Annotated in this window: 17 protein-coding genes; 2 read left to right on the plus strand and 15 right to left on the minus strand. The window is 68.4% G+C overall.

The features are described 5' to 3' along the window. A partial coding sequence (locus FJV41_RS12195) for a sigma-54 interaction domain-containing protein (protein WP_141642632.1) occupies positions 1-1,005 on the plus strand: 1,005 nt, incomplete at its 5' end. A 3-nt stretch (positions 1,006-1,008) separates the two neighbouring features. On the opposite strand, the gene FJV41_RS12200 is transcribed toward FJV41_RS12195, so the two are convergent. The 4 genes from FJV41_RS12200 to FJV41_RS12215 form a co-directional block, all read right to left on the minus strand. Next, positions 1,009-2,406, minus strand: a complete 1,398-nt coding sequence (locus FJV41_RS12200; RefSeq protein ID WP_141642633.1) for a serine/threonine-protein kinase — start codon at positions 2,404-2,406, stop codon at positions 1,009-1,011. A 3-nt stretch (positions 2,407-2,409) separates the two neighbouring features. After that, a complete protein-coding gene (locus FJV41_RS12205) occupies positions 2,410-3,906 on the minus strand; it encodes a hypothetical protein (RefSeq protein ID WP_141642634.1) in 1,497 nt (498 codons plus the stop codon). A 163-nt stretch (positions 3,907-4,069) separates the two neighbouring features. Next, positions 4,070-7,951, minus strand: coding sequence for a serine/threonine-protein kinase (locus FJV41_RS12210; protein ID WP_141642635.1), 3,882 nt, complete (start codon positions 7,949-7,951; stop codon positions 4,070-4,072). Between the two features lie 15 nt (positions 7,952-7,966). After that, positions 7,967-9,838 carry an OPT family oligopeptide transporter gene (locus tag FJV41_RS12215; protein ID WP_141642636.1) on the minus strand — a complete coding sequence of 624 codons (1,872 nt, stop codon included), beginning with the start codon at positions 9,836-9,838 and terminating at the stop codon, positions 7,967-7,969. A gap of 364 nt (positions 9,839-10,202) precedes the next feature. On the opposite strand from FJV41_RS12215, the gene FJV41_RS12220 reads away from it, so the two are divergent. Beyond that, positions 10,203-11,462 carry an NHL repeat-containing protein gene (locus FJV41_RS12220; RefSeq protein ID WP_181790585.1) on the plus strand — a complete coding sequence of 420 codons (1,260 nt, stop codon included), beginning with the start codon at positions 10,203-10,205 and terminating at the stop codon, positions 11,460-11,462. A gap of 24 nt (positions 11,463-11,486) precedes the next feature. On the opposite strand, the gene FJV41_RS12225 is transcribed toward FJV41_RS12220, so the two are convergent. From FJV41_RS12225 to rpoB, 11 genes are all read right to left on the minus strand, one after another. Beyond that, complete coding sequence (locus tag FJV41_RS12225) at positions 11,487-12,491, minus strand: carbohydrate kinase family protein (protein ID WP_141642638.1); 1,005 nt, start codon at positions 12,489-12,491, stop codon at positions 11,487-11,489. Positions 12,492-12,526: 35 nt separating this feature from the next. Continuing rightward, positions 12,527-13,261 (minus strand): DNA repair protein RecO, encoded by a 735-nt coding sequence (gene recO, locus FJV41_RS12230; RefSeq protein ID WP_141642639.1) that lies wholly within the window; start codon positions 13,259-13,261, stop codon positions 12,527-12,529. A gap of 8 nt (positions 13,262-13,269) precedes the next feature. Beyond that, positions 13,270-13,656, minus strand: a complete 387-nt coding sequence (locus FJV41_RS12235) for a helix-turn-helix domain-containing protein (protein ID WP_141642640.1) — start codon at positions 13,654-13,656, stop codon at positions 13,270-13,272. 19 nt (positions 13,657-13,675) lie between these two features. Then, positions 13,676-14,437, minus strand: a complete 762-nt coding sequence (gene tgl / locus FJV41_RS12240) for a social motility TPR repeat lipoprotein Tgl (RefSeq protein WP_141642641.1) — start codon at positions 14,435-14,437, stop codon at positions 13,676-13,678. Positions 14,438-14,479: 42 nt separating this feature from the next. Beyond that, complete coding sequence (locus FJV41_RS12245; RefSeq protein WP_141642642.1) at positions 14,480-14,944, minus strand: social motility and stimulation tgl protein; 465 nt, start codon at positions 14,942-14,944, stop codon at positions 14,480-14,482. A 28-nt stretch (positions 14,945-14,972) separates the two neighbouring features. Continuing rightward, complete coding sequence (locus tag FJV41_RS12250) at positions 14,973-15,704, minus strand: hypothetical protein (protein WP_141642643.1); 732 nt, start codon at positions 15,702-15,704, stop codon at positions 14,973-14,975. A gap of 126 nt (positions 15,705-15,830) precedes the next feature. Beyond that, on the minus strand, positions 15,831-16,574 hold the full coding sequence (locus FJV41_RS12255) for a lytic transglycosylase domain-containing protein (RefSeq protein ID WP_141642644.1): 744 nt from the start codon (positions 16,572-16,574) through the stop codon (positions 15,831-15,833). Beyond that, the gene (locus tag FJV41_RS12260) at positions 16,571-16,921 is read right to left on the minus strand and encodes a phasin family protein (protein ID WP_141642645.1); all 351 of its coding nucleotides are present in this window, start codon (positions 16,919-16,921) and stop codon (positions 16,571-16,573) included. Before FJV41_RS12260 ends, FJV41_RS12255 begins: the two co-directional genes overlap by 4 nt. A gap of 170 nt (positions 16,922-17,091) precedes the next feature. Next, positions 17,092-17,577 carry a hypothetical protein gene (locus FJV41_RS12265; RefSeq protein WP_141642646.1) on the minus strand — a complete coding sequence of 162 codons (486 nt, stop codon included), beginning with the start codon at positions 17,575-17,577 and terminating at the stop codon, positions 17,092-17,094. 216 nt (positions 17,578-17,793) lie between these two features. Then, on the minus strand, positions 17,794-22,008 hold the full coding sequence (gene rpoC, locus FJV41_RS12270; RefSeq protein WP_141642647.1) for a DNA-directed RNA polymerase subunit beta': 4,215 nt from the start codon (positions 22,006-22,008) through the stop codon (positions 17,794-17,796). Between the two features lie 130 nt (positions 22,009-22,138). Further along, positions 22,139-26,371 carry a DNA-directed RNA polymerase subunit beta gene (rpoB, locus tag FJV41_RS12275; protein WP_141642648.1) on the minus strand — a complete coding sequence of 1,411 codons (4,233 nt, stop codon included), beginning with the start codon at positions 26,369-26,371 and terminating at the stop codon, positions 22,139-22,141. Positions 26,372-26,419: the final 48 nt, after the last annotated feature.

The raw sequence follows: 26,419 nt of genomic DNA on the forward strand, positions 1-26,419 counted from the left end.
GGCCGCGTGGTGCTGCGGTTCGACTTCAGCGCGGAGAACAACCGGCTGCCGGTGTCGGAGAGCACGCGCTTCGGGACGCTCGTGGGCGCCTCCGTGGCCATGCGCGTGTGCTTCGCGATGATGGAGCGCGCCGCGTCTCGCGACGTCACGGTGCTGCTGGAGGGCGAGACGGGCACGGGCAAGAGCCAGGCCGCGCAGGCCATCCACGACGCGGGCCGCCGCAAGGACGGACCCTTCCTCGTGGTGGACTGCGGCGCCATCCCCGCGCACCTCCTGGAGAGCGAGCTGTTCGGCCACGAGAAGGGCGCCTTCACCGGCGCCGTCCATCGCCGCGCGGGCGTCTTCGAGGAAGCCATTGGCGGCACCGTCTTCCTCGACGAGATTGGCGAGCTGCCCGCGGAGCTGCAGCCCAAGCTGCTGCGCGTGCTGGAGAACCGGGAGATTCGCCGCGTCGGCAGCAACACGTACCAGCCGGTGGACGTGCGGCTGATGGCGGCCACGCATCGTGACTTGCGCGCGGAGGTCAACGCGGGACGCTTCCGCTCGGACCTCTTCTTCCGGCTCGCGGTGCTGCGCATCCCCCTGCCCCCGCTGCGTCAGCGTCCGGAGGACCTGCCCCTGCTGGTGGAGGGCATCCTCGGCTCGCTGGGCGCGGACCGGGAGCGCACGGCCTCGCTGCGCACGCCGGACTTCCTGGCACGGCTGCGCTACGCGGCGTGGCCCGGCAACGTGCGCGAGCTGCGCAACTACCTGGAGCGCTGCCTCGTCTTCGAGGAAGCCGTGGAGCTGACCGAGGACGAGTCGCGCTCGGGCAACCCCATGGAGGTGGACCCCAGCCTGCCCTACGCGGACCAGCGCCGCCGCGCGGTGGACGACTTCGAGCGGCGCTATCTGCGCGCGCTGCTGGAGAAGCACCAGGGCAAGGTGGCCCAGGCCGCCGTCACCGCGGGCATGGACCGGGTGCATCTCTACCGACTGCTGCGCCGCCACGGCATCAAGCCGTGAGCGTCAGCGTCGGCCGGTGACGCGGGACCAGATGGCTCCGCCGCCCGGCAACGGCGCGGCGAGGAAGCCCGACTCCAAGTCCCTCAGCGCCGCCCCGGTGGCCACCAGCCCCGCGTCCTGGAAGTCCGCGACCCAGCCGGGAAGGTGCAGCAGGCTGCCGTCCGCGCTCCCGCGTCCCTCTGAACTGGGAAGGCGGTCCACGTGGACGGTGATGGCCAGCTCCACGGGCACGCCGTCCGCATCGCGAGAGTCGCGCGCGCCCTCCAGCAGCGACAGGGCCGCCGCCAGCACGCGCTCGCGCACGGCGCGCTCGGAGACGGCGTCGTCGGGCAGAGGCGCCAGCGCCATGAGGCAGCCGCTCCCCTCCAGCCGCACCTCGAGCCCCGCCTCCCGAGCCACCGCGCCGGTCCGCTCCAGCAGGGAGTCCATCCGCTCCAGCAGCGCGGAGTCGGGGGCCCGCGACAGTCGCGCTTCCGCGTAGAGCGCCACCGCGTGGCCCTGGGCCTCGCGCGGCTTCTCTCCTCCCACCGCGCGCCGCAGGTCCTCCAGCAGCACGACGACGTCCGGGTAGCGGTCCTCGCGATTCTTGGCCAGACAGCGCAGCACCACGTCGTCCAGCGCCTCGGGCACCGGGGCTCGCTCGCCGGGCCTCGGAGGGGGCGCGTGCAGGTGCTGCTCCTCGACTTCATGCCGGGTGGCGCCCTGGAAGGGAGGCTGTCCGGTGACGAGCTGGAACAGCAGCACGCCCAGCGCGTACAGGTCCGTGCGGGCATCGGGCGCCTCACCGCGAATCTGCTCCGGCGCCATGGACAGCGGCGTGCCCAGGGCCACGCCCGTATGGGTGAGCGACGAAGCACCGGGCGAGTCCGCCGTCAGCCCCTTCGCCACGCCGAAGTCCACCAGCTTCACCACGAGAGCCTCGCTGCTCCCGGACAGCTTCATCACGTTCTGCGCCTTGAGGTCCCGGTGCACCACGCCCGCGGCATGGGCCACCCGCAGTGCGGCGCCCACCTGCTCCAGCACCTCCAGCGCCTCACGTGAGGACAGAGGCCCCCGCGCCGCCAGCTCCGCGGCCAGGTCCCTGCCCTCCAGCCACTCCATGGCGATGAAGGGCCTGCCATCCGGGAGCTCGCCATAGTCGTGCACACCGACGATGTGCGGATGACTCAGCCGCTGGAGCGTGGCCGCCTCGCGACGGAAGCGGCGCAGCGCGGTGTCCGTCGTCAGCGCCGACGACTGGAGGACCTTCAGCGCCGAGGCGCCTCCGCCTCCCACGTCCCGAGCACGATAGAGGGTGGAGACCGGGCCTCGGTAGTGGACGCGCTCCACCACCCAACGACCCACCAGGGCTCCTGGCCGCAGCTCCTCGCCATAGAGCGACTCCACGCCTCCCGTCGTCATGGACTAGCGCTCCTTGCGCGGTCGCACCGTGCGGCCGCACAGCTTGCCCGTTTGGTCATCGCTCACGGGCCCACACGGGTCATGGAGGAACGTGGTCACCGGCTCCTTCCAGACGTTCCCGTAGGGGTCCTTGCACCGCTCGTAGTCGCCGTCTCCGGGCACCTGCGGGCCGTCATTCACCTCGCACCTGCCTGGCAGGGACGGCTTCACAGCGGAGCCCCAGCACGGCCCCGCGACGGTGGCCGCGCAGTTGGCGCCAGCGTTGGGGAGCGCGCAGACGCGATGCGAGGAGTACGCCGCGCCGTCGCCCCAGGAAGGGTCGTAGCAGGAGTACATCTTCCTGTAGATGGCACCTTCGATGATGGCGTCGTCGCCGACCACGACGAAACGCGGTCGCTCGCCACCGACCTGCACCTCCTCCACGGACACCTTGGTGGCCAGGGCCTTCGGGTCGAAGACGTTGCCGTAGAAGGCGCCCTCGCGCACCGCGAACACTTGCGACTCGGACAGCGCATATCGCGTGGGCGAGTCAGCTGACACGTCCACGCTCGCGGTGCCCGCGTCGTCGCTGTCCCACGGCGCCGTCATCACGCTGTAGTAGCCCTCCGCGGGGCAGGTGAAGGTGACAATGGGTTCCGAGCCCGCGCAGCTCGAGTCCCCTTCGCCCAGATTGGTGGTGCGGGCCGAATCGCAGCCGACGACTCCCGAGCAGACGCGCAACACCATCTGGGCACCCGAGCTGGAACCCACCGCCGGGCCGGGGCACGAGACAACGCCCCCCGCGCCCAACGACACCGTCGACCCCGGGATACACACGCCGATGCCGTCGGCCGTCCAGCCACAGTCGCGCTGAGCGCCCGTCTCGCTCGCGGTACACGGGGCGAAGCTGTCGAGCTTCACGGCCGTGGTCGGCTCGTACTCGGCGGGCTTCGTCATGGCCTCCAGGTAGAAGATGCTCGGGTCTCCTGGCACCTCGCCCCGGATGGACAACTCCACTCGGCGGCCCAGCGCGTTGTTGCGCGACAGGAGGCACGCGGAGACCCGGTTGAGACACGCCTGCGAGGGAGCCGACGTGAGCCACTGCGTGCACAGGCCCGCCTTGCCACCCCACACGCGGGGGCCCGGGTTCGAACCTCGGGGGTTGTAGTACCAGAGCGTCTGGTTGGGCCCCAGCGCGCAGCTCACCAGGTACTCCATGAACTTCTGCGCGTCCGGGTCATGCAGCTGCTTGAGGATGCGCGGGTCTCCTCCCGACACGCTGAAGAGATCCACCAGCTTCGTCGTCGCCAGCAGCCCGTTGGCTTCGGGGTTGGTGCCGATGGCATTGAGGACGAGCGCGTCGGTGGACAGGGAGTTGGCGATGCGAATCTCCGCCTGGCTCTCTCCGACCTCGGGTGCAGGAGGGGTGGTGGGCCCACTTCCTCCTCCACCACAGCCGGCCAGGACCAGGCACAGCACGGACACGATTCCCGACGGGGGGCGACGGACAGTGACACCCATGGACGCTCCTCCAGTGAAAAACACGGAATTGGCGAAATACCCCCTACAGAAGCACGCTCCAGGCCAGCGCGCCGCCGGTCACCTTGCCGTCTCGAAGCCGCCCTGGCAGGTCGCCCGCTGTAGCGCGGAAGGTCACGTCCGCGCGGCTTTGTAGCGGCTCGCGCTACACCCGCCTCGCTACGTCCTGGAGGGCGACGAGCCGGGGGCGCCACAGGGGCGCGGCCGACACAGCGCTCTCGGCCTGGGCCAACCAGATGAGGCCCTCCGCCAGCTTGCGGGCGGCGAAGGCGGAGTGCGCGGCCTGGAGGAGCAGCTCCGCCTTCTCGTCGGGGGAGGCCAGCTCTCGCGCCTCTTCCTCCAGGGCATGCCAGGCCCGGGACTCATGTGAGCCCGCACCGGCCTCGGCCTCCCGCACCTGGAGCTCCACCAACCGACGCATCACCGCGGTGGGAGGCAGGGACGCCGGAGGACAATGGGACTCAATCCAGCGCAGTTGTCGGGACGCCTCTCCCAGGTCGCCCAGCGCGGCGCCGATGCGCGCGAGCAGCAACGCATCCAGGGGCACCGGGTGCTCGAGGAAGAAGCGAACCCCCAGCTCGTGCGAGCGACGCGCCAGCGGCAGGGCCTCCGCCAATCGCCCTTGCATGTAGAGCACCTCCGCGAGGTTGAAGGTGGACCAGCGCTCCACCTGGGCGTGGCCCAGCTCGCGGCCCAGGCCCATGGCGCGGCGCAGGTCTCCTTCCATTCGCGTCACGTCGCCCTGCCCCAGCCACAACAACACGCGGTTGATGAGGGTGGCGGCCAGGTGCAGCGCATCGCCGGCGGCCTCGCAGCGCGACACGGCCTCCTCGAAACGAGCGGCGGCTTCCTCCGTGCGCTGGAGGAAGGTCAGCGCGGAGCCCAGCATGGCCAGGGCGACGACGAGCGTCTCATGCTCGCGCGCGCCCTCGGCGCCCTCGACGACGGAGGAGAGGATGCGCGCCGCCGGGCCCCACTCTCCCTGACGCACGTGCAGACGGCCCCGGGCCAGCGAGCAGCGCAGGGACAGGCGCGGGTCATCGAGGTGCTCGATTCGCTCCAGCGCCTCGCGCGCGCACGCCGTCGAGCCATCCACGTCCTCCATCCAGTCGCGCGCGGTGGCCTCCTCCAGCAGCAGGTCCAACGACAGGGCCATGTCGCCGCGCCCCTCCGCGAGGACTCGCGCCGCGGCCAGGTCTCCGAGCCCTTCATGGAAGCGCTGCAGGCGATGCCGCACACGGCCGCGTCCGGCCAGCGCGAGTGCCCGGCGCCCCGTGTCTTCCTCCAGCAGCAACGAAAGGGCGCGCGTGAAGTGCTGCTCCGCCTCCACCGACTGGTGCGCGCGACGCGCCTCCTCGGCCAGCACCAGGAAGGCGATGGCGGCCTCCTCGTGCGCGCCACAGGCCGCGGCATGGTGCGCGCGACGACGGCGCTCCGCGGGCGAGTTGCCCGAGGTGGCCTGGCGCGCGGCGGCATGCAGCGCACGGCGCGTCGCGGGAGGAAGGAGCGCTTCGAGCGCCTCGCGCAGAAGCGGATGACGGAAGGCGAAGCGCCCCAGGCCCATGGGTCGCAGCAGTCCGGCGCGAGCGAGTCGTTGCAAGCCCGCGCCCGCGTCCAGCGAGGTGGCCACGCCCACCTGCTCATCGCGCGGTTCCAGGTACCGCAGGGCCGCGTCCACGCGCGTGACATCCAGCTCGGAGCCCAGCACCGCGCACAGGCGAGCCAGCACGCCATGGGCCTCGGGCAGTCCCGCGAGCACGCGCGTGGCCAGGCGCTGGAACAGCGGCGTCACCGACACGTCCAGCAGCGCGTCCGGGGCGATGTACCAACCCCCGCCCGGCGCGGCACGCAGCGCCCCGGCGGTCCTCAGTGCGACCGCCAGCTCCACCAGGGACAGGGGCACGCCCTGGGCCAGTTGCTCCAGGCGCGCCAGCACGGGCTCGGGGACATGCTCCGCCGGACGAAGCAGGTGCAGGAGCAAGGCGCGACTGGCCTCGGGCGGCAGGGGCGGCAGGACATGCCGCGACGCGTGCGCGCTGCGTTCGCCCAGGTGAGGACGCAGCCCGAGCAGCGCGGGTCGAGCCACCACGCAGACCCAAAGGGGGGCGGACGCGCCAGCCAGCGTGGCCACTTCCAGCGCATCCAGGCTGGTGGGGTCGGCCAGATGGGCGTCATCCAGCAACAACACGCGAGGTGTCTCTCGCGCGCGGTGTCGGAGCGCCTCGGCGAGCCAGCGCGCGGCGGCGTGGCGAGCATCGGCGAGGGGAATGGGCCCGGAGCGGGGAGTCTCGGGGAGCGGCGATGCGCCCTCGCCGACAGAGGCTCGCAGCACGTCCAGCAATGCCTCCGGAGCCGAGACGTCCGGAGCCGCCGCGCGCAGACGGAAGACCTGGGCACGGCCCTCGGCCTCCAACCGTGTCGCGAGCGCCTCGATGACCCGCGACTTGCCTTGCCCCACGTCACCGGTGAGGACCGAGAAACCGGGTACGCCGAGGGTGAGGCTGCGCGTGGCCTCCTGGACGAGCAGGTCGACCAACGGCTCGCGCCCCACGAGCGGAGGCGGCTCCGACACGGAGCTGGAGGCCCCGCTGTCGAGCAACCGCAGTCGTCCGCCGATGGGCGTGGACTCGACGACGCTCGCCTCCGAGGAAGCCACCGCCTCGGTGGCCCCTGGCTCCAGTCGCGCGGCCGCGGCGGCGGTGACACGTGTCTCTCCCGGCACCCAGTCCGTGGGCCACCAGTCGCCCGTCACGTCGAGGGCGTGCCCCGCCATCCGCAGCGTGGAGGTCCCCACAAGGACATGCAGCTCCGCGAGGTGGAGGACCGCCGAGGACTCGCCCTCTTCCACCAGTCGCCGCGCGGTGAGCGCGCCGGCGCGGACGTTCGCTTCGGCGGTGAGCGACTCGGCGAAGGCGATGACATAGCCACCGCGCTTCACACGCGCGATGATGCCTCCTTGCGGTTCGATGGCGGCCAGCACCGCATCCACGGACAGCGAGGCATGCAGGCCCAGCAGCGCCACGTGCCGGACTCCCGAGCCGACGACCTGGAGCGCCGAGGCGGAGGGGACTTCGCCGGGCTGGACGACGCTCGGTGAGACCGCGACGTGACAGGCCGCATCGAAGGCGGCGAGCACATCGGGAGCCCGGGCGAAGCGCTCCGTCGGGGACTTGGCCAGACACGTGCGCAGCACCTCATCGAGCGCGGGAGGAAGCGCGCAACGCTCCGAGACACGGGGCGGTCTCAAGCTGACGTGGCCGTGGCGGATCTGCTCGGGGCTGCCGACAAAGGGGGGGGCGCCCGTGAGCAACTCGAAGAGGAGGACTCCCAGCGAGTAGATGTCGGCCGACGTGCTGGCGAGCCTGGCATCGAGACACTGCTCTGGAGCCATGTAGAGCGGCGTGCCCAGCCGCTGTCCCGCGGGGGTCACGCCCGGAGGAAGCTCGTCCTCCAGGTCGTCGCCCTCGACGTCATAGAAACGCGCCAGGCCCAGGTCGAGCAGGCTGAGCGCGCCACCTTCGCGCAGGAAGACGTTCTCCGGCTTGAGGTCCCGGTGCGCGACGCCCGCGGCATGCGTCCGCTCCAGCGCCGAGCACAACCCACGGAGCATCTCCCGGACATGCGACAGCGACGCGGCGCCGGAGCCGGGCAGCGCGGCCATCCACGCGGCGAGCGTCTGGCCATGCAGGTGTTCCATCACCAGGAAGGGACGCCCGCGAGCCACGCCGTGCTCGAGCAGCTCCGGCACGGTGGGAGGCCCCACGCGGCGCAGGGCGGTGGCCTCGCGAGCGAAGCGCTCGTGGTGAGGTCCATGGCCCAGCTTCAGGGCCACCTCGCGACCATCCGAGTCCCGATACGCGGTGAAGACCTGCGAGAAGCCACCGCTGCCCAGGGGCGCGGCGACGCGCACGCCAGGAACGTCCGCGAGCGGCAGTCCTTCGTTGGCAGGGCCGCCAGCATCTCGCGAGCCGTGCACGGGACAGGCCGCGCCCGGCAAAAGGCGGCGGTAGCAGTTCGGGCAGCGCATCGGTGGAACGTGACGCTACCAGAGCGTTTGCAGCAGGACGATGGCAACGCCGACCAGTCCCTCGCCCGCGATGGTCCCCGCGGCCAGTGTCGCCACGCGTCCCTCCGCTGTCGTGGATTTCACGTATCCCACCAAGGCGGAAACAAGCCCGCCAAGGAAGAGACTCAGCGAGTACGAGGGTGCCAACAGACACGCGAGCCCCATGCCCAGAGGCGAGGGCACCCAGCGCCGGGCACGCTGGGGGAGCAGCCTCTCCGCGAGGACGAGCACGACGGCGGCGAGCGCGGCCCAACCCACGGCCGCGCGGGTCGCGGGCTCCAGATTTCCCAGCCCGGAGGACAGGACTCGCGCGACGCTCGCGGTGATGAACGCGGCGGGTGCGGGGAAGCGCTCGCCTCCAAGTGCCTCACGGTCTGGCACGAGCAGGAAGAACAGCGGCACCACCGCGAGCGCTCCCACCACCGAGCCGAGCAACTGCGCGAGGAACAGGCGTCGGGGATGCGCACCCAGCAGGTGCCCTGTCTTCAGGTCCGTGAGGAGGTCCGCGGCCGAGGACGCCGAGTTGACGGTGATGCCCGCGGTCGCGAGGTTGGCGTGGATGTTGTGCGGCAGCAGGACGCCGTAGGTGAGCTGGGTCACCTGGCTGAGCGCGCCCACCGGAGTGGCATCCGTCTCGCCGGTGACACGACAGGAGATGAGGCACAGGACGAACGACAGCGCGATGGCGAGCGCCGCGTGCGCGAGCGGAACACCGAAGCCTCGATGGGCCACGAGCAGGGTCGCGGGCGTCACCACGCAGAGGCCCGCGAGGAGCCACCTGTGCGGCACCTGGAGCGCGTCCACGGGATGCGGTGGAGAGGTGCGGCGGGAGAACAGCCCGCGGAAGGCCCGCCGGAGGACACGGCCTTCGAGCAGGAAATGGAGCAAGGACGCGGTGGCGAGCATGGCGGCGCCAGGCCACAGACTCCACTCGAGGAAGTTCCCTTTCTCCACGGACACGAGCCCGGAGGCGAACACGCGCGGCGCCACGACTCCGTGAATCAGCAGCGCGCCCAGCAGGAGCGACGCCGTGGTGCGAGGCCCAAGCAGCGCGCCCGCGCCAATGGGCAACAGGCTCACCTCCAGCCCGAAGCCAAGCCGCTCCAGGGGCAAGCCACCCCACGAGCCCGGAAATGGAATCGAGAGAGGAAGCCGTCCCAGTCCATCACGGACCACGGTGACGAGCCCTGAGAGCAGGCCTCCCAGTCCGAGCAGACGCAATCGAGGCGTCGCTTCAGCCCCCGTCGAATGCAGCGCGCGAATGGTGGTGGCGGCGGCCGTTCCGGAGGCGAAGGGAAGTTGCTCGTGGTCGACGAGCTGCCGCTTGAAGGGCACGGCGAAGAGGACCCCGAGCGCGGACAGGAAGAACGTCCACGCGAGGAGTGTCGGACCGGAGGGATGCTGGCCGGTGACGATGAGCCAGGCGCCCTGCACGGAGACGAGCGCGCCGCCCGTGGCATAGCCGGCCGCGGAGGCCACCGTCTGCGCATTGCACGTCTCCAGCGGAGACAGGGGCGCGCCAGCGAGGCCCGGGGTGAGGCGGCGCAGGAGCCCATGCGATGCATGTGCGAGCAACGCTGCGGTGATGGCGACACCGAAGGCGAGTCCGGTCTTGAGTCCGACGTAGAGGTTGGTGGCACAGGTGATGACGCCGATGCCCGCGCCTAGCAGTACGGAGCGCGCGGTGAACTGCGGCAGTCGGTCCCCCTGGTAGACGTGGGTCAGCCAGTAGGAGTCCGTGGCCTCGGGTGAGTCCCCCGGGATGCTCAGCAGCGTCAGGGACTCGGGAGACGGCGCCAGGGGCGACGCCTCTTCCTCGGGCGAGGCATGCGGTGAGGGCAAGGCCATGGGCTGCCCCATCTTTTCATCCCGACCCCCTCCAGGACGAGCCCCTCCCCGTCACCGGCCCGTTTCAGGAATCCACCGCGCGCCAGTGCGTCGGCGACCATGAACGGCCCTCATGCGCGGGCTCCTCTCCGGCGTCCCGAACAGGTCACAAGAAGTCCTCGTACACGACAGCCGCGAGAGCAGGCGCCTCGACTCCGACATGAGCGGCCCGTGCGCCTTGTATCCGACGGATGGGCCTTTCTAGCCTGTCCGCATGAACTCGATATTCAGGCTTTCATCCGCCCTGTGGCTCGTGGCCCTGGTGGCGGCATGCGATGGCGGCACCGGGGCGGAAGTGGCCACGCCAGCGGAGCCTCTCGCACGGATGCAGCCTCTCGAGCTCAATCGCCGCGAATGGACCGCGACCCATGGCGGGGTCGACGGGTTTGGAGACCTGGCGGTTCAACCGGATGGCCACACCGCGCTCGTGGGCACGGCGAACTCGGACATTCTCGTCGCGCGGTTCGACCCACAGGGGCAACTCTTATGGAGCCGGCGATTTGGCGACGAGAACTACCAACAGGCCACGGGCATCACCGTCGACTCGGAGGGCAACCTGGTCATCACGGGTGACTACTGGGGCTTGCTGGACTTTGGAGGAGGCCCGCTGCCCTGCCGTGGCGAGCCCGGCTACCCCCGCGCCTTCGTGGCGAAGTTCGCGGCCTCTGGCGAGCATGTCTGGAGCCGGTGCTTCGGAGATGGTGGGCAACAGCAGACGGGCACGCTCGCTGTGGCATCCGACGGAGACGTGTACGTGAGCGGCTACTTCGCGGGCTCCATCGACTACGGCGACGGGCCGATTCCGGCGAAGGGGCCCTTGAACCAGTTCGTCGTGCGGCTCGCGGGAAGCAGCGGAGCGCCCGTGTGGAACAACCTCTACGAGGCAGGTCCCGTGAGCACCCTCGCGTCGCTGGCGGTGGACGCGGAGGGCAACCTCTTCATCAGCAGCGGCTATGTGGACACGCTGTCGTTCCACGGCGTGCCCTGGCTGTCCGAGCCGGGCTTCAACGTCTACGTGCTGAAGCTGGACGCCCATGGCGAGCCCCTCTGGGCGAAGAGCTTCGGCCCGCTGAGAAACCAGACCTTCTGGCGGCTGGCCGCGGACCCGTCGGGCAACGTCGTGGCGACGGGCGCGTTCATCGGCACGGTGGACCACGGAGGAGGTCCACTCTCGAGCGGCGACGGCGATGTGTTCGTCGTCTCGCTGGATGGCGAGGGCCACCATCGCTGGAGCCGGAGCTTCGGCGGCCCGGGCTTCGACTGGGGATATGACGTGGACGTCGACTTCGCGGGGAGCGTGGTCGTGACGGGCTCGTTCAGCACGTCCATCGACTTCGGCGAAGGGCTTCTGACGAGCGCGGGCGGCGATGACATCTTCGTGGCGAAGCTGGGCCGCGATGGAGAGACGCGCTGGGGTCGCGCGTTCGGCGACGTCGGCAATCAATCCGCGATGCGCGTGGGAAGCGTGGGGCTGCGAGATGTCGTCCTGTGGGGGCGGCTCGTCGGCACCCTCGACTTCGGCTCGGGCCCGGTGACGGGGAGGTCCTCGTCGGACAGCTTCGTGACGAGAATCACCCCACCATAGGCGAGCCCCCTGCCCTGTCGCGCCTCAACGAGCGACGGGGCGCGAAGGCCACACCGACGTGAGTTCTTCCGCGCGAGGCAGTCCCTCCACGGCACCCGGCTTCTCGACGACACGGGCGGCGACTTCGCAGGCGAACGTTGTCAGTGCCACGAGTTCCTCGCGCGTGGCGGACTCCAGCGCGCGGGCGCCGCCGTACCACCGCACCAGGCCGTGGAGCAGCGCCGCGACGAAGCCATCCCCTGCTCCGGTGGTGTCCACCACCCGGGCCCGTGGCGCGGGGACCTGAACCCGCTCACCGCGCCACAGGAACAGCGCGCCGCGCTCGCCCAGCGTCACCACCGGCAGCCGCACGCCGAGGGACGACAGTCGCGTCAGGGCCTCCTCGGGAGACTCCGTGCCCGTGACGAAGCCAATCTCTTCCTCGGACAGCTTCACCACGGTGCACAGGGGCAACATCCGCGCGAGCAGCCCCTTGAGCTGCTCCGGGTCCTCCCACGCGTGCAGGCGAAGGTTGGGGTCGCAGCTCACGATGCGGTCCGCGTCACGCGCCAGGGTGAGCATCCGCACCGTGGCCGAGCGGGCCTCATCGCGCTGCAAGGAGTTGGAGCCACAGTGCACGGCCCGAGCCTTGAGCAGGAAGTCCGCGTCCACGTCGGTGTCGCCCAGGAGGAACTCCGCGGAGCGCGTCCGGAAGAAGGTGAAGCTGCGTTCACCTTTCGCATCCAGGGAGATGAACACCAGCCCCGTGCGAGCGTCCGGTGTCTGGCGCAGGTGGCTCACATTCACGCCCTCGTGAGCGAGTCGCTCGCGCAGGAAGTGGCCGAACTCGTCCGCACCCACCACGCCCAGCATGGCGGACCGAAGCCCCAGCCGAGCCAGCCCCACCGCGACGTTGGCGGGCGAGCCACCCGGACAGGGATGCCACGCGCCGACCTCGCGCACGCGCTTGCCCTGTTCGGAGGGAAGGAAGTCCACCAGCGTCTCACCGAAGCACACCACGTCCAGCGGCGACTCCTGCCCTTCGCTCATGGTTTCTCCCGAGTGGCGCACGCCGCGCCCCGTCGTCAGTCCAGGCCCACCTGGGCCATGAAGTCCACGCTCTTGAGGCGGCGCCCCAGGTGGTGGGCGATGAAGACGTTGAGCAATCCACGGGCTCGGGCGCGCAGGTCAGCCGGGAGCGGTGTGCGCTCGCCTTCCTGAAGCGCGCGCAGTCCGGAGAGCAGGGCCGCGGGGATGAGGACGGCTTCCCGTGCGCGCACGCTGCACGGCTCGCAGACAGCGCCACCGTGAGCCTGGTCGAACCGGGGACGCTCTCCGGGTTCGCCACCGCACAGCGAGCACGCATCGAAGCGCGGCATCAGGCCTGCGTGGGCCAGCGCCGACAGCTCGAAGGCCAGGAGCGACGTGGGGCCCGCTTCCTTCGCGTCCAGGCGGCGCAGGTAGTTCTCGAGCAGGAAGAAGAGCTCCGGCTGCGGCTCGTGGTCGCGAGTCAGCTCCCGGCACAGCTCCACGGCGTACAGGGCGCGGGCGATGAGCGACAGGTCCTCTCGCGCGGCGTAGTAGCCGGCGACGATGTCCGTGGTGTCCAGCCGCACGGTGGAGCCGCGCGTCTCGACGATGTGCACCCTCAGCCGCATGAACGGCTCCAGCGCACCCGCGAAGCGCCGCTTGCTCTTGCGAGCCCCCGCGGCGAAGGCCGTCAGCTTCCCATGCTCGCGCGTCAGCAGCGTGACGAGTCGGTCAGCCTCGCCGTAGTCCACGGTGGACAGCACGAGCGCATCGTCGTCGTAGCGCTCCATGGCGTCCTTCAACGCGCGAGCGGAGAAGGAAGCTTCCCGCTCAACACGAGGAACAGGTAGATGCCCAGGGCCAGGGCCACCAGGAGGACGGACAGCCCCACGTAGGCCCGCTTGCGGCGCTCCTGCTCGAGCTGCGCGGGCGACGGAGAGGGCACCGAGCGGTCCACCTCTTCGTAGCGCAGCACCGCCTCCTCGGGGGACAGGCCGATGACCTGGGCGTAGGCCTTGATGTAGTTCACCACGAAGATGCGAGAAGGCAGCCGCTCCACCTGCCCCGATTCCAGGGCGGCGATGAGCGTCGGGGGAATCTTGGTCTCCCGCGCGACGTCCTCCAGGGACATGCCCCGGAGGTCGCGCTGCTGGCTCAGGTACTTGCCGAAGTCGACGTGGTCCACGGTACGTCCAGATAGCAGACTAGAGCTTTTCGAGCAGCCTTCGGCAGTCGTCCTTCATCTCCTGCTCGCTGGACTTCGCCTTGGCCTCGCAGAACTCGAAGGCCTGCTTGGCGGCATCCGCCTGCCCCTGCTTCGCCAGACAGACGCCTTCGCGCATGTGCGCTTCGGCCGCTTCTGGACAGTTCTCACGGAAGCGGGAGAACTGCCGGCACGACTCATCCAGCTTGCCCGTCTCGTCGTAGATGATGCCCAGGTTGCGGTAGCCCAGGCAGAAGCCGGGGTTGGTCGTCACCGACGCCTTGAGGCTCCCCACCCCACGCGCCGTGTCGCCCTTCTTGTAGAGCGCCCAGCCCAGGTTGGCCTGGGCGATGTAGGGCGTCACGTAGAGCATGTCGTTGAGGACCTGCTCGTAGAGCTTGATGGCCTCGTCGTAGCGCGCCTGGTCCAGGTGGACGTTGGCCAGGTTGGTCCGGGCCTCGGAGAAGCCGGGCCGCACCTTCAGCGCGTGCTCGTAGTGCCCCACCGCCTCGGCCGGACGGCTGAAGGCCATGTGCAGGAGGATGCCCATGGCGTTGTGGGCCTCGGGGTAGTCCGGGTCGTTGTCCAGGGACACCTGCAGCTCGCGCAGCGCGTCCTGGAGGTGCCCCTGCTGCTGGGCCTGGAGCGCCAGGTCGTAGTGAATCTCCGCGCTGCGGCGCTCCTTCTCCGTGGGGGTGTGGACACAACCGGAGAGCGCCAGCACGAGCGCGAGGGAGCAGGAGGCTGAGACGAGGCGGAGCATGGGAGCGGTTCTCGACGGCGGGAAGGAAGTGGGAGACGGGATTCAGAAGGCCGCGAGGAACCGGCCCAGGGTGGTGGTGACGTTCTTCTTCTCCTCCGCGCGCGCCTTCACCGCCGGCACGAGCTTGGGGTCCTTGAAGAAGACCGGCAGCGCCTTGAGCATTTCGTCCTGCTGCTCCGCCGGCTGCGCGCGCCAGTTGGCGTCATCCATCATGAAGCCGAGCGACTCGACGAAGGCGAGCGCCTCGCCCTCGTCGTCGCGGTACTCGTCCGCCGTCATGTTGCGGCGGCCGGACAGGTACACCGCGCAGTCCTCGGCCTCGGAGAGGTAGAGGTAGACGAAGACGGCTGCCCCCTGCCCTCCGCGGAGGCCCACGACGAACGCCTGTGACGGTCCGGCCTGCTTGCCGGGGATGGCCACATGCGGCGTGTTGAGCGAGGTGTGCAGCGCGAGGATCTGTTCGCGCGTCGCGGGAAGGCCGCGGTAGCGCTCATCCAGGTTGAACACGACGTGTCTCTCCGTGGCCCCTCCCCCGTCAGCGCGTGGTGAGGGTGAATTCCTGTGTGACGTCCTTCGACTCCGCCGCCGTTGTCTGGAAGCGGATGAGGGGGTTGTCGATCATCACGTTCCCACCCCCCTCGTTGCCCTCGCCGATGATGACCCGGAACACGTGCTTGGGCGAATCGCTGCGCCTCGAGCCCGTGCTGACCTTCCGCGCCATCAACATCACCTGGTTGCTCCCCGGCTGCAGGTGCTTGGTGACATCGACGACCACCTGGTCCTCATTGCCACGCAGCTTCCGGAGCCAGCGCGAGTTGACGTACACGTCGATGTCGTACTCCGTCATCCCCGGCACCGTCTGCTCCGTCACCAGCCAGTAGCGCTGGGTGATGCGCCCCGGCGTCGTGGCCACGGCGGGGGTGGCGGCGGCGGGAGGCGTCCCCTGCGCGGCGGCGGGCACGGCCATGGCCTGCGGCGTGGAGGGTTGCGCGGCGGCGGGAGTCGTCCCGGGAGTCGCGGGCGGCGCGGCGGCCTGCGCGGGAGCCGTCGGAGGAGGCGTCACGCTCGATGTCGACGCGCGGTAGCCCGGTGCGTCGATGTGAATGTTGCCGGCCTCGTCGATGCGGACGGTGGCCTTCTCGAACTTCTGGTTGGTGACGCCGTCGATCAACACACCGTTGAGGTAGACGGAGCCCGCAAGGGCCCCCAGCGGGGACAACGCCACCAGGGCGGCGGCGAGTGCCGCGCTCGAAAACGGGCGATTCATGTAGTCACTCCTCGGAATCTCCAACAGTCCCGGGCACTTGCAACGCTTAGCGCACCCTGGGGAACGGGACAAGGCGCACATGTACCCGCTTGGAGCGGGCGTGCGGCCTGGAGATTCACTGACGCGTCAGGGCGTCGGCTCGGCGCTGGGGACCTCGCGCTGCGCCAGGGCCCAGTCTCCACCCAGGCCATGGCCCTCGCGGAAGCGGCGGAAGTCGCGTCGCACCGCCCGCGGGTAGCGCCGGAAGCGCTCCAGCTCGCCCTGCTTGATGGCGTTGCGGATGCGGGTGGGACCGGCGTTGTAGGCCATCAGCGCCAGCTCCAGGTCGCCACCGAAGCGGTCCTGGAGTGAGCGCAGGTAGCGGATGCCCAGCCGGACGCAGAGGGCCGTGTCCGCCGTCACCTCTTCGCGGGACAGGCGCAGCCCTTCCTTCTCCGCCAGGAAGTGGAGCGTGCTGGGCTTGATCTGCATCAGCCCGCGGGCGCCCTTCTCGGAGACGGCCTCTTCGGCGAAGTCGGACTCCACGTCGATGAGGGCCAGCACGAGCAGCGGATCATACCCCGCCGTCCGAGCCTCCTCCGCGATGGCCTGTCCCAGCTGCCGCCGCAGGGTGAGCCCCAGGTCCGGCGCGCGGCGGGACAGCACGACGTCGATGAGGGAGGCTTCCGGAGAAGCACTCTCGGCCCCCACGCGCTCGGGGACGACGGGCTGCACCGGACGCTCTTCCAGCAGCGGCACCAGCCGCGCGGACATGACGAGCGCCACCCCTGCCAGCAAGGGGAGTCGGGAGCAGCCGGAACTCAGGGCGTGGAGAGATTCGAAGAACCGCGTACCGAAAGACCTCCCGCCCGTGTGGGCGGGGGCCTTCACTTACGTTGCTCCAGGGCCTGGATGCGCTCGGCCAGGCGGTCCAATCGGGAACCAAACGCCTGAAGTTCCTCGCGGCGGGGCAGCTTCATCCGGGTCAGCGCGGTACGGACCTTGTCTTCCACGTTGTGCTCCAGGTCCTTGCGGTGACCCGCCAGCCGGTCCGAGAACGCCTGGGCCTGACGCTTCACCTCGTCCTGGCTCCAGCCCGCCACGGCCGCCACCCGCTGTACGGCCCGGGAGGCCTCCTCTTCGGCGGTGTTCACGGCCAGGAGCGCCTGACTCCAGATGCGCTCAAAAGTTTCCGCGACAGGGTTCTTCTCTCGGGGGGCCTCGGGCTTGTTGTCCAATGGGTCTCTCCGGGAGGGGGTGCACCAGGCAAGCAAGCCTGGAACAGTCGAACGGACCTGCCACGTAATCACACCCCCGGGGTGAAGGAAACGAGAACGAGCCCCCTGCCCTGCTCCGTGTCCACTCGTGGAGTAGGTAGGGGGCACCAACCGTCAACCACGCGGCGCTCTCAGGCGCGCGGCGTGGTCTCGGAACCCTTCGCGGCACCGTTGCGGCGGATGGGCTTGAGCAGCGCGTCCACCTTGCGCGACAGCTTGGACAACTCCTTGTTGATTTCCTGAAGCTGGGACTGGCTGGCCACGCCCACCGTCTCCACCACCCTGGCCTGCAGCCCATCCAGACGCTTGCGCAGCTCCGTGCCGGCCGCGTTCACCTTCGTGCCCAGCTCCTTCACGCGGGGGTCCGTCAGCAGCTCACCCGCCTGGAACTTCGTCCACAGCGACTGCGCCTCCTTGGTGGCCTCCACGCGGCGGGCGTCCAGCGCCTTCACCACCTTGCCGGCTTCGCCCTCCAGCTCCTCGATGCGCTTTTGCGCATGAGCGAGCTGGGCCTTCAGGAATACTTCCACGTTCGAAAGACCGCTCTTCACCGCCTCGGCGCTCGCCTCGGTCGTGGTCGTCTCGTTCTTCGTCGCCGCCTGCTTCGTCGTGGCCATGTCGTCTTCCCCTTTTCAGTCCTGGCGTCGCCGGGGGCTCACCCGGCGTGTCAAAAGTCTTCGCGCAAAACTTAACGCAGCGCGCCATCACCGTCAAGGCCAACGTCCGGGAAGTCCGGATTTACTGGGGGCAGAAAATGAAACCGCCGCCCCGGTGCGAACACCGGGGCGGCGGAGGGAAGCAGGTCGGCACGCCCGGGGGGCGGCCGGTGGGCGCTAGGCGGCGCCGGTCGTCTGGGTGCCTTCCGAGCGCTGGGACGGCGGGGCCAGGGGGCCTCCGTCGCCATGGGCGCCCGCCAGAGCGGCCTCCATCTCGTTGACCTCGTCGGTCGGGCTCTCCACCTCGATGTCGAGGTGCTTGTAGTTCGGCAGGCCCGTGCCGGCGGGGATGAGCCGGCCCATGATGACGTTCTCCTTGAGGCCGCGCAGGTAGTCCACCTTGCCGTTGATGGCGGCCTCGGTAAGCACCTTGGTGGTCTCCTGGAAGGAAGACGCCGAGATGAACGACTCGGTGGAGAGCGAAGCCTTGGTGATGCCGAGCAGCAGCGGCTCACCCACGGCCGGGCGCTTGCCCTCGGCCATGATCTTCTCGTTCTCCTCCTCGAACACCCACTTCTCGACCTGCTCGTCGACGAGGAAGTTGGTGTCGCCCACGTCGGTGACGCGCACGCGGCGGAGCATCTGCCGGACGATCGTCTCGATGTGCTTGTCGTTGATCTTCACGCCCTGGAGTCGGTAGACCTCCTGCACTTCGTCCACCAGGTAGCGAGCGAGTTCCTTCTCGCCGAGCACCTTGAGGATGTCGTGCGGGTTGGCCGCACCGTCCATCATCGCCTCGCCGGCCTTCACGCGGTCGCCAGAGTGGACGCTGATGTTCTTGCCCTTGGAGATCAAATACTCCTTGGCCAGGTCCGTGCGCTGCTCGCCATTCACCTCGGGGGTGATGATGAGCTTGCGCTTGCCCTTGGTGTCCTTGCCGAACGACACCACGCCGTCGATCTCCGCGATGGCCGCGGCGTCCTTCGGCTTGCGGGCCTCGAAGAGCTCGGCCACGCGGGGCAGACCGCCCGTGATGTCCTTGGTCTTCGTCGTCTCGCGGGGCACCTTGGCGAGCACTTCGCCCGGGTGGATCTCATCGCCGTCGTTGACGGTGATGATGGAGCCCTGCGGCAGGAAGTAGCTCGCCGGGTTGCGGGACGAGGGCAGGTCCTTCGTGTTGCCCTGGGCGTCGCGGATGGAGACGCGCGGACGCGCTTCCGGATCCTTGGACTCGATGATGGTCTTCCGGGACAGACCGGTGACCTCGTCGAGCGTCTCGGACATCGTCACGCCTTCGATGATGTCCTCGTACCGGACGGTGCCGCCGACCTCGGTGAGCAGCGGAATCGCGAACGGATCCCACTCGGCCACGAGCGTACCCGGCTCGATGCGCTGCCCTTCCTTGATGAGGATGCGGGCGCCGTAGATGATCTGGTAGCGCTCGCGCTCACGGCCGGAGTCGTCGACCACGACGAGCTCGCCGTTGCGGTTCATCGCGACCAGGGTGCCATCCACCTTCTGCACCGTGGTGAGACCCGCGAACTTCACCTTACCGGCGTAGCGGTTCTCCAGGCTGGACTGCTCCGCGCGCCGAGTCGCCGCGCCACCGATGTGGAAGGTGCGCATCGTCAGCTGCGTACCCGGCTCACCGATGGACTGCGCCGCGATGACGCCGACGGCCTCGCCCACGGACACCTTCCGGCCGCGGGCCAGATCACGTCCGTAGCACTCCACGCAGATGCCGCGCTTGGCCTGGCACGTGAGCACCGAGCGGATCTTCACCTTGTCCAGACCGCTGTTCTCGATGCGGCGGACGCGCTCCTCGTCGATCTCCTCGTTGGCGCGCACCAGCACCTCGCCCGTGACGGGGTCGAGGATGTCATCGAGGGCCACGCGGCCCAGGATGCGCTCGCCAAGGGGCTCGATGATCTCTCCGCCTTCGACCAGGGCGCCAATGAACAGACCGTCCATGGTGCCGCAGTCGTACTCGTTGATGATGGCGTCCTGCGCCACGTCGACGAGACGGCGGGTGAGGTAACCGGAGTTGGCCGTCTTGAGCGCCGTGTCCGCCAGACCCTTACGAGCGCCGTGCGTGGAGATGAAGTACTGCAGCACGGAGAGGCCCTCGCGGAAGTTCGCGGTGATGGGCGTCTCGATGATTTCGCCGGAGGGCTTCGCCATCAGGCCGCGCATACCGGCCAGCTGGCGAATCTGCTGGGCGCTACCACGCGCGCCAGAGTCGGCCATGATGTAGATGGGGTTGAACGAGGGCTGCTTGCGCGACTCGCGCTTGCCGTCCTTGTCCCCGGAGGTCTCCTCCTGGGAGATCTGCTGCATCATCTCCTGGGCGACCTTCTCGGTGACCTCGGCCCAGATATCGATGACCTTGTTGTAGCGCTCACCGTCGGTGATGAGGCCCTCGAGGTACTGGTTCTCGATCTCCGCCACTTCCTTGCGCGCGTAGTCCAGGAACTCCTGCTTCTTCGCAGGGATGATCATGTCCTTGAGCGCGATGGAGATGCCGGCGCGGGTCGCGTTGTAGTAGCCGAGGCTGCGGATGCGGTCCGCGAGCAGCACCGTCTCCTTCTCGCCAGTGAGGCGATAGCAGAGGTCGATGAGGCCGCCGAGCGACTTCTTGTCGAGCACCTTGTTGATGGCGTCGAAGCCCACGCGGCGCGGCACCACTTCCCACAGGAGGACGCGGCCGACGGTGGTCTCCTTGCGGACGCCATCGATGCGGCAGACCACCTTCGCCTGCAGGTGCACCTCGCCGTGGTCGTGCGCGGCGCGCACCTCGTCGGGCGAGCTGAACACGCGACCCTCGCCGTTGGCGAACTCGCGGGCGCGGGTCATGTAGTAGATGCCGAGCACCATGTCCTGCGTCGGGACGATGATGGGCTTGCCGTTCGCGGGGCTGAGGATGTTGTTCGTCGACATCATCAGCACGCGGGCTTCCATCTGAGCTTCGATGGAGAGCGGCACGTGCACGGCCATCTGGTCACCGTCGAAGTCGGCGTTGAACGCCGCGCAGACGAGCGGGTGCAGCTGGATGGCCTTGCCTTCGATGAGCACGGGCTCGAAGGCCTGCATGCCCAGGCGGTGCAGCGTGGGGGCGCGGTTGAGGAGCACCGGGTGCTCGCGGATGACGTCCTCGAGGATGTCCCAGACCTCGGGACGCTCCTTCTCCACCATCTTCTTCGCCGACTTGATGGTGGTGACGTAACCCTTCTCTTCGAGCTTGTTGTAGATGAACGGCTTGAACAGCTCGAGCGCCATGATCTTCGGCAGGCCGCACTGGTGCAGGCGCAGCTCGGGACCGACGACGATGACGGAGCGGCCCGAGTAGTCCACGCGCTTGCCGAGCAGGTTCTGACGGAACCGGCCCTGCTTGCCCTTGAGCATGTCGGACAGCGACTTGAGCGGCCGCTTGTTCGGGCCGGTGATGGTCTTGCCGCGGCGACCGTTGTCGAACAGCGCGTCCACCGCCTCCTGCAGCATCCGCTTCTCGTTGCGGATGATGATGTCAGGGGCGTTGAGCTCCTGGAGGCGCTTGAGGCGGTTGTTGCGGTTGATGACGCGACGGTAGAGGTCGTTCAGGTCGGAGGTCGCGAAGCGGCCACCGTCGAGGGGAACGAGCGGGCGCAGGTCCGGCGGAATCACCGGAATCACGTCCAGCATCATCCACTCGGGCTTGTTGCCGGAGACGCGGAACGCCTCGGCCACCTTCAGGCGCTTGGCGTACTTCTTCCGCTTCGCCTCGCTGGTGGTCTCGCGCATGTCCTTGCGTAGGTCCTCGGACAGCCGCTCAACGTCCAGCGCCTTGAGCATCTCGCGGACGGCCTCGCCGCCCATGCCCGTGGTGAAGGAGTCCTCACCGTGCTCCTGGTAGAGCCGGTGCATCTTCTCTTCGCTGATGAGCTCGCCCTTGGTCAGCGGCGTCGACTTGGGGTCGAGGACGATGTAGCTCTCGCAGTAGAGGACCTTCTCCAGCTCCTTGAGCGTGATGTCGAGCAGGTTGCCGATGCGGCTCGGCAGCGACTTGAGGAACCAGATGTGAGCCACCGGCGTGGCCAGGGTGATGTGACCCAGGCGCTCGCGGCGGACCTTCGACTGGATGACCTCCACGCCACACTTCTCACACACCACGCCGCGGTGCTTCATGCGCTTGTACTTGCCGCAGTTGCACTCGTAGTCCTTCACCGGCCCGAAGATGCGGGCGCAGAACAGGCCGTCACGCTCCGGCTTGAACGTGCGGTAGTTGATGGTCTCCGGCTTCTTCACCTCGCCATGGGACCACTGGCGGATCTTGTCGGGCGACGCCAGCGCGATGCGGATGGCGTTGAACGACAGCGGGTCCTTCGGCTTCTCGAAGAAGTTGAAAATGTCCTTCACGTTGCCTCCGAAATCTCGTGAGGCGTCCCCCGTGGGGAACGCCAGCTGATTCGGGCCCCCGCCCCGGACCCGGCCGCGCCCACCCTTTTCAGGGTGGCGGGCGGCCGGTCAGGCGGGCGCTCCGGCTCTCTCAGGCGTCGGTACCGGTCTTCCGGTCTTCGCCGTCACCACCACCACCCAGGAAGTCACCGCCGAAGCTGCGCTGCCGCTCCGGGGGTGCGCTCTCCAGCAGCTCGACGTCGAGCGCGAGTGACTGGAGCTCCTTGAGGAGCACGTTGAACGACTCGGGCAGGCCGCTCTCCAGGACGTTGTCGCCCTTGACGATGGCCTCGTACATGCGCGTGCGGCCCACCACGTCGTCCGACTTGACGGTGAGGAACTCCTGCAGCGTGTACGCCGCGCCGTAGGCCTCCATCGCCCAGACTTCCATCTCTCCCAGTCGCTGACCGCCGAACTGCGCCTTGCCGCCCAGCGGCTGCTGGGTGACGAGCGAGTAGGGACCAATGGACCGGGCGTGGATCTTCTCGTCCACCAGGTGGTGCAGCTTCAGCATGTACATGACGCCGACGGTGACGTTCTGGTCGAACGGCTCACCCGTGCGCCCGTCGAAGAGCACCATCTGGCCCGTGCGGGGCAGCTTCCCCTCGTCCAGCAGCTGGTGGATCTCCAGCTCGTGCGCGCCGTCGAACACCGGCGTGGCCACGTGGATACCCCGCTTGGAGCGACGGCAGAGCTGCTTGATCTCCTCCTCATCCAGCTTGTCGAGGAACTCGCCGAACGCGGTCTCCTCACCGTAGATGGCCTTGAGGCGGACCTTGATGGCGTCAGCGCTCCAGTTGTCCTCCACGTAGCGCTGCAGCGCCTCGCCAGTGCCCTTGGCGGCCCAGCCCAGGTGCGTCTCGAGGATCTGCCCGATGTTCATGCGGCTGGGAACGCCGAGCGGGTTGAGGACGATGTCCACCGGACGGCCATCCTCCAGGTACGGCATGTCCTCCTCGGGGAGGATGCGGGACACGACGCCCTTGTTTCCGTGGCGGCCGGCCATCTTGTCGCCCACGGCCAGCTTGCGCTTGATGGCGACGTACACCTTCACCATCTTGATGACGCCAGGAGGCAGCTCGTCGCCCTTCTTGATACGGGCGATCTTCTCGCCGAAGGCCAGCTTCACGGCCTCCTTCGTCTCCTCCAGGTTGCGGAGGATGTCGCGCACGCGAGAGTCGAGCGGGTCGCCGACGGAGATCTCGCCCCAGTACTTGTAGGGCACGGTGGCCAGCAGCGCGTCGTCGAGGATGTCCCCCTTCTTCAGGAGGATCTTCCCCTTGTCGTCCACGAGCTTGCCCTGGACCTCCTTGCCACGCACCAGCGCGCGGATGCGGCCGATGGCGCTGTCCTGGAGGACCTTGATCTCGTCGTTCTGGTCCTTGAGGAGCTTCGCCTCCTCCATGGACTCGATCTGCTTGGCGCGTTCGTCCTTCTCCACGCCCTTGCGGCTGAACACCTTGGCGTTGATGACGGTGCCCACCACGCCCGGAGGCACGCGCAGGGAGCTGTCACGAACGTCGCCGGCCTTCTCGCCGAAGATGGCTCGCAGCAGCTTCTCTTCGGGAGACAGCTGCGTCTCGCCCTTCGGGGTGATCTTGCCCACCAGCACGTCGCCGGGCTTCACCTCGGCGCCGATGCGGATGATGCCGCTCTCGTCGAGGTCCTTGAGGGCTTCCTCACCCACGTTCGGGATGTCGCGGGTGATCTCTTCCTTGCCCAGCTTGGTGTCTCGCGCGATGCACTCGAACTCTTCGATGTGGATCGACGTGAAGACGTCATCCTTCTGGATGCGCTCGCTGATGAGGATGGAGTCCTCGAAGTTGTAGCCCTGCCACGGCATGAACGCGACGACCACGTTCTGGCCCAGCGCCAGCTCACCCGTCTCGGTGGCCGGGCCGTCGGCGATGACGTCACCCTTCCGGACCTTGTCGCCCTTGCTGATGATGGGCTTCTGGTTGAGGCAGGTGTTCTGGTTGGAGCGCTGGTACTTGAGCAGGTTGTAGATGTCGACCTCGCTCGAGACGTCGCTGAGCGAAGCGGGCACGTCCGCCTTCACCACGATGCGGCCGGCGTCCACGCTCTCCACCGTGCCGTCGCGCTTGGCCACGCACGTCACGCCGGAGTCGCGCGCGACGATGGCCTCGATGCCCGTACCCACCAGCGGAGCGCTGGTGCGCAGCAGGGGCACCGCCTGGCGCTGCATGTTGGAGCCCATGAGGGCGCGGTTGGCGTCGTCGTTCTCCAGGAACGGGATGAGCGACGCGGCCACCGACACCAGCTGGTTCGGAGACACGTCCATCAGGTCCACGTCCTCGGCGCGAGCCTGGACGAACTCACCGCCGCGGCGGCTGGACACGAGCGCGTTGACGAACTTGCCCTTCTTGTCCGTCTCGGCGTTCGCCTGACCGATGGTGTGCTTCTCCTCCTCAAGCGCCGAGTAGAAGGCCACGTCCGTCGTCACGATGCCCGCTTCGACCTTCCGGTACGGGGTCTCGACGAAGCCGAACTCGTTGACGCGCGCATAGGTCGACAGCGACGCGATGAGGCCGATGTTCGGACCTTCCGGCGTCTCGATGGGGCAGATGCGGCCGTAGTGCGTCGGGTGCACGTCGCGCACCTCGAAGCCGGCGCGCTCGCGGGTGAGACCGCCGGGCCCGAGCGCGGACAGACGACGCTTGTGCGTCACCTCGGACAGGGGGTTCGTCTGGTCCATGAACTGCGACAGCTGGCTGGACCCGAAGAACTCCTTGATGACCGCCGTGACGGGCTTGGCGTTGATGAGATCGTGCGGCATGAGCGTCTCGATCTCCTGGAGGCTCATGCGCTCCTTGATCGCCCGCTCCATGCGAACCAGACCGATGCGGTACTGGTTCTCCAGCAGCTCACCCACCGCGCGCACCCGGCGGTTGCCGAGGTGGTCGATGTCGTCGATGGTGCCCTTGCCGTTCTTCAGATCGATCAGGTAGCGGATCACCTCGAGGATGTCCCGCTTGGTGAGGATCTGCCCGTCGAGAGGCTCCTCGAGGCCGAACTTGAAGTTCAACTTGAGGCGACCGACCTTGGACAGGTCGTAGCGCTCGGGGTTGAAGAACAGGTTGGTGAACAGGTTGATCGCCGTCTCCGGCGTCGGGGGATCGCCAGGACGCAGGCGGCGGTAGATCTCCATGATGGACTGCTCGGGCGTCTCGAGCTTGTCCAGCATCAACGTCTCACGCAGGTACGGACCCACGTTGAGGTTGTCGATGAAGAGGACCTTGAACTCCTTGATGTTGCGCTTCAGGAGCTCGTCGACCTTGTCCTGCGAGACTTCCTCGTTGCACTCGAGGATGACCTCACCGGTGTTCTCGTCCACCACGTCGTAGGCGGACACCTTCGTGAAGAGCTCATCCGCGTCGATGGGGAGCGTCTTCATCTTCGCCGCTTCGAGCTTCTTGATGGCGGCGCGGGTGAACTTGCGGTTCTTCTTGACGATGAGCTCGCCCGTCTTCGTCTTGATGTCGCGGGTGGCTCGCTGGCCCGGGAGCAGCTCCAGCTCGACGCTCTTCTCGAAGTCCGTCGCGCTCTGGAGGTAGATGGTCTCCGTGGCGTAGTAGTAGTTGAGGATCTCCTCGGTGGAGCCCTTGAACTCCAGCGGGTTCTTCTTCGCGGTGTCGCTGACGGCGCCCAGGGCGCGGATGAGCACCGTCGCGGGCAGCTTGCGCCGGCGGTCGATGCGCACGTACAGCAGGTCCTTGTGGTCGAACTCGAAGTCGATCCACGAACCGCGGTAGGGGATGATGCGGGCGTTGTAGAGCAGCTTGCCAGACGAGTGGCTCTTGCCCTTGTCGTGGTCGAAGAAGGCACCCGGGCTGCGGTGCAGCTGGCTGACCACCACGCGCTCGGTTCCGTTGATGATGAAGGTGCCGTTCTGGGTCATCAGCGGGATTTCCCCGAAGTAGACCTCCTGCTCCTTCACGTCACGGATGGACTGGGCGCCAGTCTCCTCATCCTTGTCCCACACCACCAGGCGGACCACGACCTTGATGGGGGCGGAATAGGTCATCCCGCGCTGGTGGCACTCGTCGACGTCGTACTTCGGCTTCTCCAGGTGGTAGCTGACAAACTCCAGGGACGACGTCTCGTTGAAGTCCCGAATCGGGAATACCGAGTTGAAGACACCCTGAAGTCCGACGTCCTCACGCTTCTCCGGGGCGATATCGGCCTGGAGGAACTTCTCGTAGGACTGCTTCTGGATGTTGATAAGATTGGGAATGTCGATGATCTTCGCGATCTTGGCGAAGGTCTTCCGCACGCGGAAATTGTTCTGGATCTGCGTCGGCATTCTGGCTCCGGGGACGGCTGCTCGGGCGGGGCAAACATCAATAACGCG

Origin of the sequence: Myxococcus llanfairpwllgwyngyllgogerychwyrndrobwllllantysiliogogogochensis (genome assembly GCF_006636215.1) — a bacterium.
GTDB lineage: Bacteria > Myxococcota > Myxococcia > Myxococcales > Myxococcaceae > Myxococcus > Myxococcus llanfairpwllgwyngyllgogerychwyrndrobwllllantysiliogogogochensis.

Bases quoted from the DNA above. Each gene is read 5' to 3' on its own strand.
- FJV41_RS12200 (WP_141642633.1), bottom strand. From the start codon at position 2,406: ATGACGACGGGAGGCGTGGAGTCGCTCTATGGCGAGGAGCTGCGGCCA.
- FJV41_RS12205 (WP_141642634.1), bottom strand. From the start codon at position 3,906: ATGGGTGTCACTGTCCGTCGCCCCCCGTCGGGAATCGTGTCCGTGCTG.
- FJV41_RS12210 (WP_141642635.1), bottom strand. From the start codon at position 7,951: ATGCGCTGCCCGAACTGCTACCGCCGCCTTTTGCCGGGCGCGGCCTGT.
- FJV41_RS12215 (WP_141642636.1), bottom strand. From the start codon at position 9,838: ATGGCCTTGCCCTCACCGCATGCCTCGCCCGAGGAAGAGGCGTCGCCC.
- FJV41_RS12220 (WP_181790585.1), top strand. From the start codon at position 10,203: ATGCAGCCTCTCGAGCTCAATCGCCGCGAATGGACCGCGACCCATGGC.
- FJV41_RS12225 (WP_141642638.1), bottom strand. From the start codon at position 12,491: ATGAGCGAAGGGCAGGAGTCGCCGCTGGACGTGGTGTGCTTCGGTGAG.
- recO (WP_141642639.1), bottom strand. From the start codon at position 13,261: ATGGAGCGCTACGACGACGATGCGCTCGTGCTGTCCACCGTGGACTAC.
- tgl (WP_141642641.1), bottom strand. From the start codon at position 14,437: ATGCTCCGCCTCGTCTCAGCCTCCTGCTCCCTCGCGCTCGTGCTGGCG.
- FJV41_RS12250 (WP_141642643.1), bottom strand. From the start codon at position 15,704: ATGAATCGCCCGTTTTCGAGCGCGGCACTCGCCGCCGCCCTGGTGGCG.
- FJV41_RS12265 (WP_141642646.1), bottom strand. From the start codon at position 17,577: ATGGCCACGACGAAGCAGGCGGCGACGAAGAACGAGACGACCACGACC.
- rpoB (WP_141642648.1), bottom strand. From the start codon at position 26,371: ATGCCGACGCAGATCCAGAACAATTTCCGCGTGCGGAAGACCTTCGCC.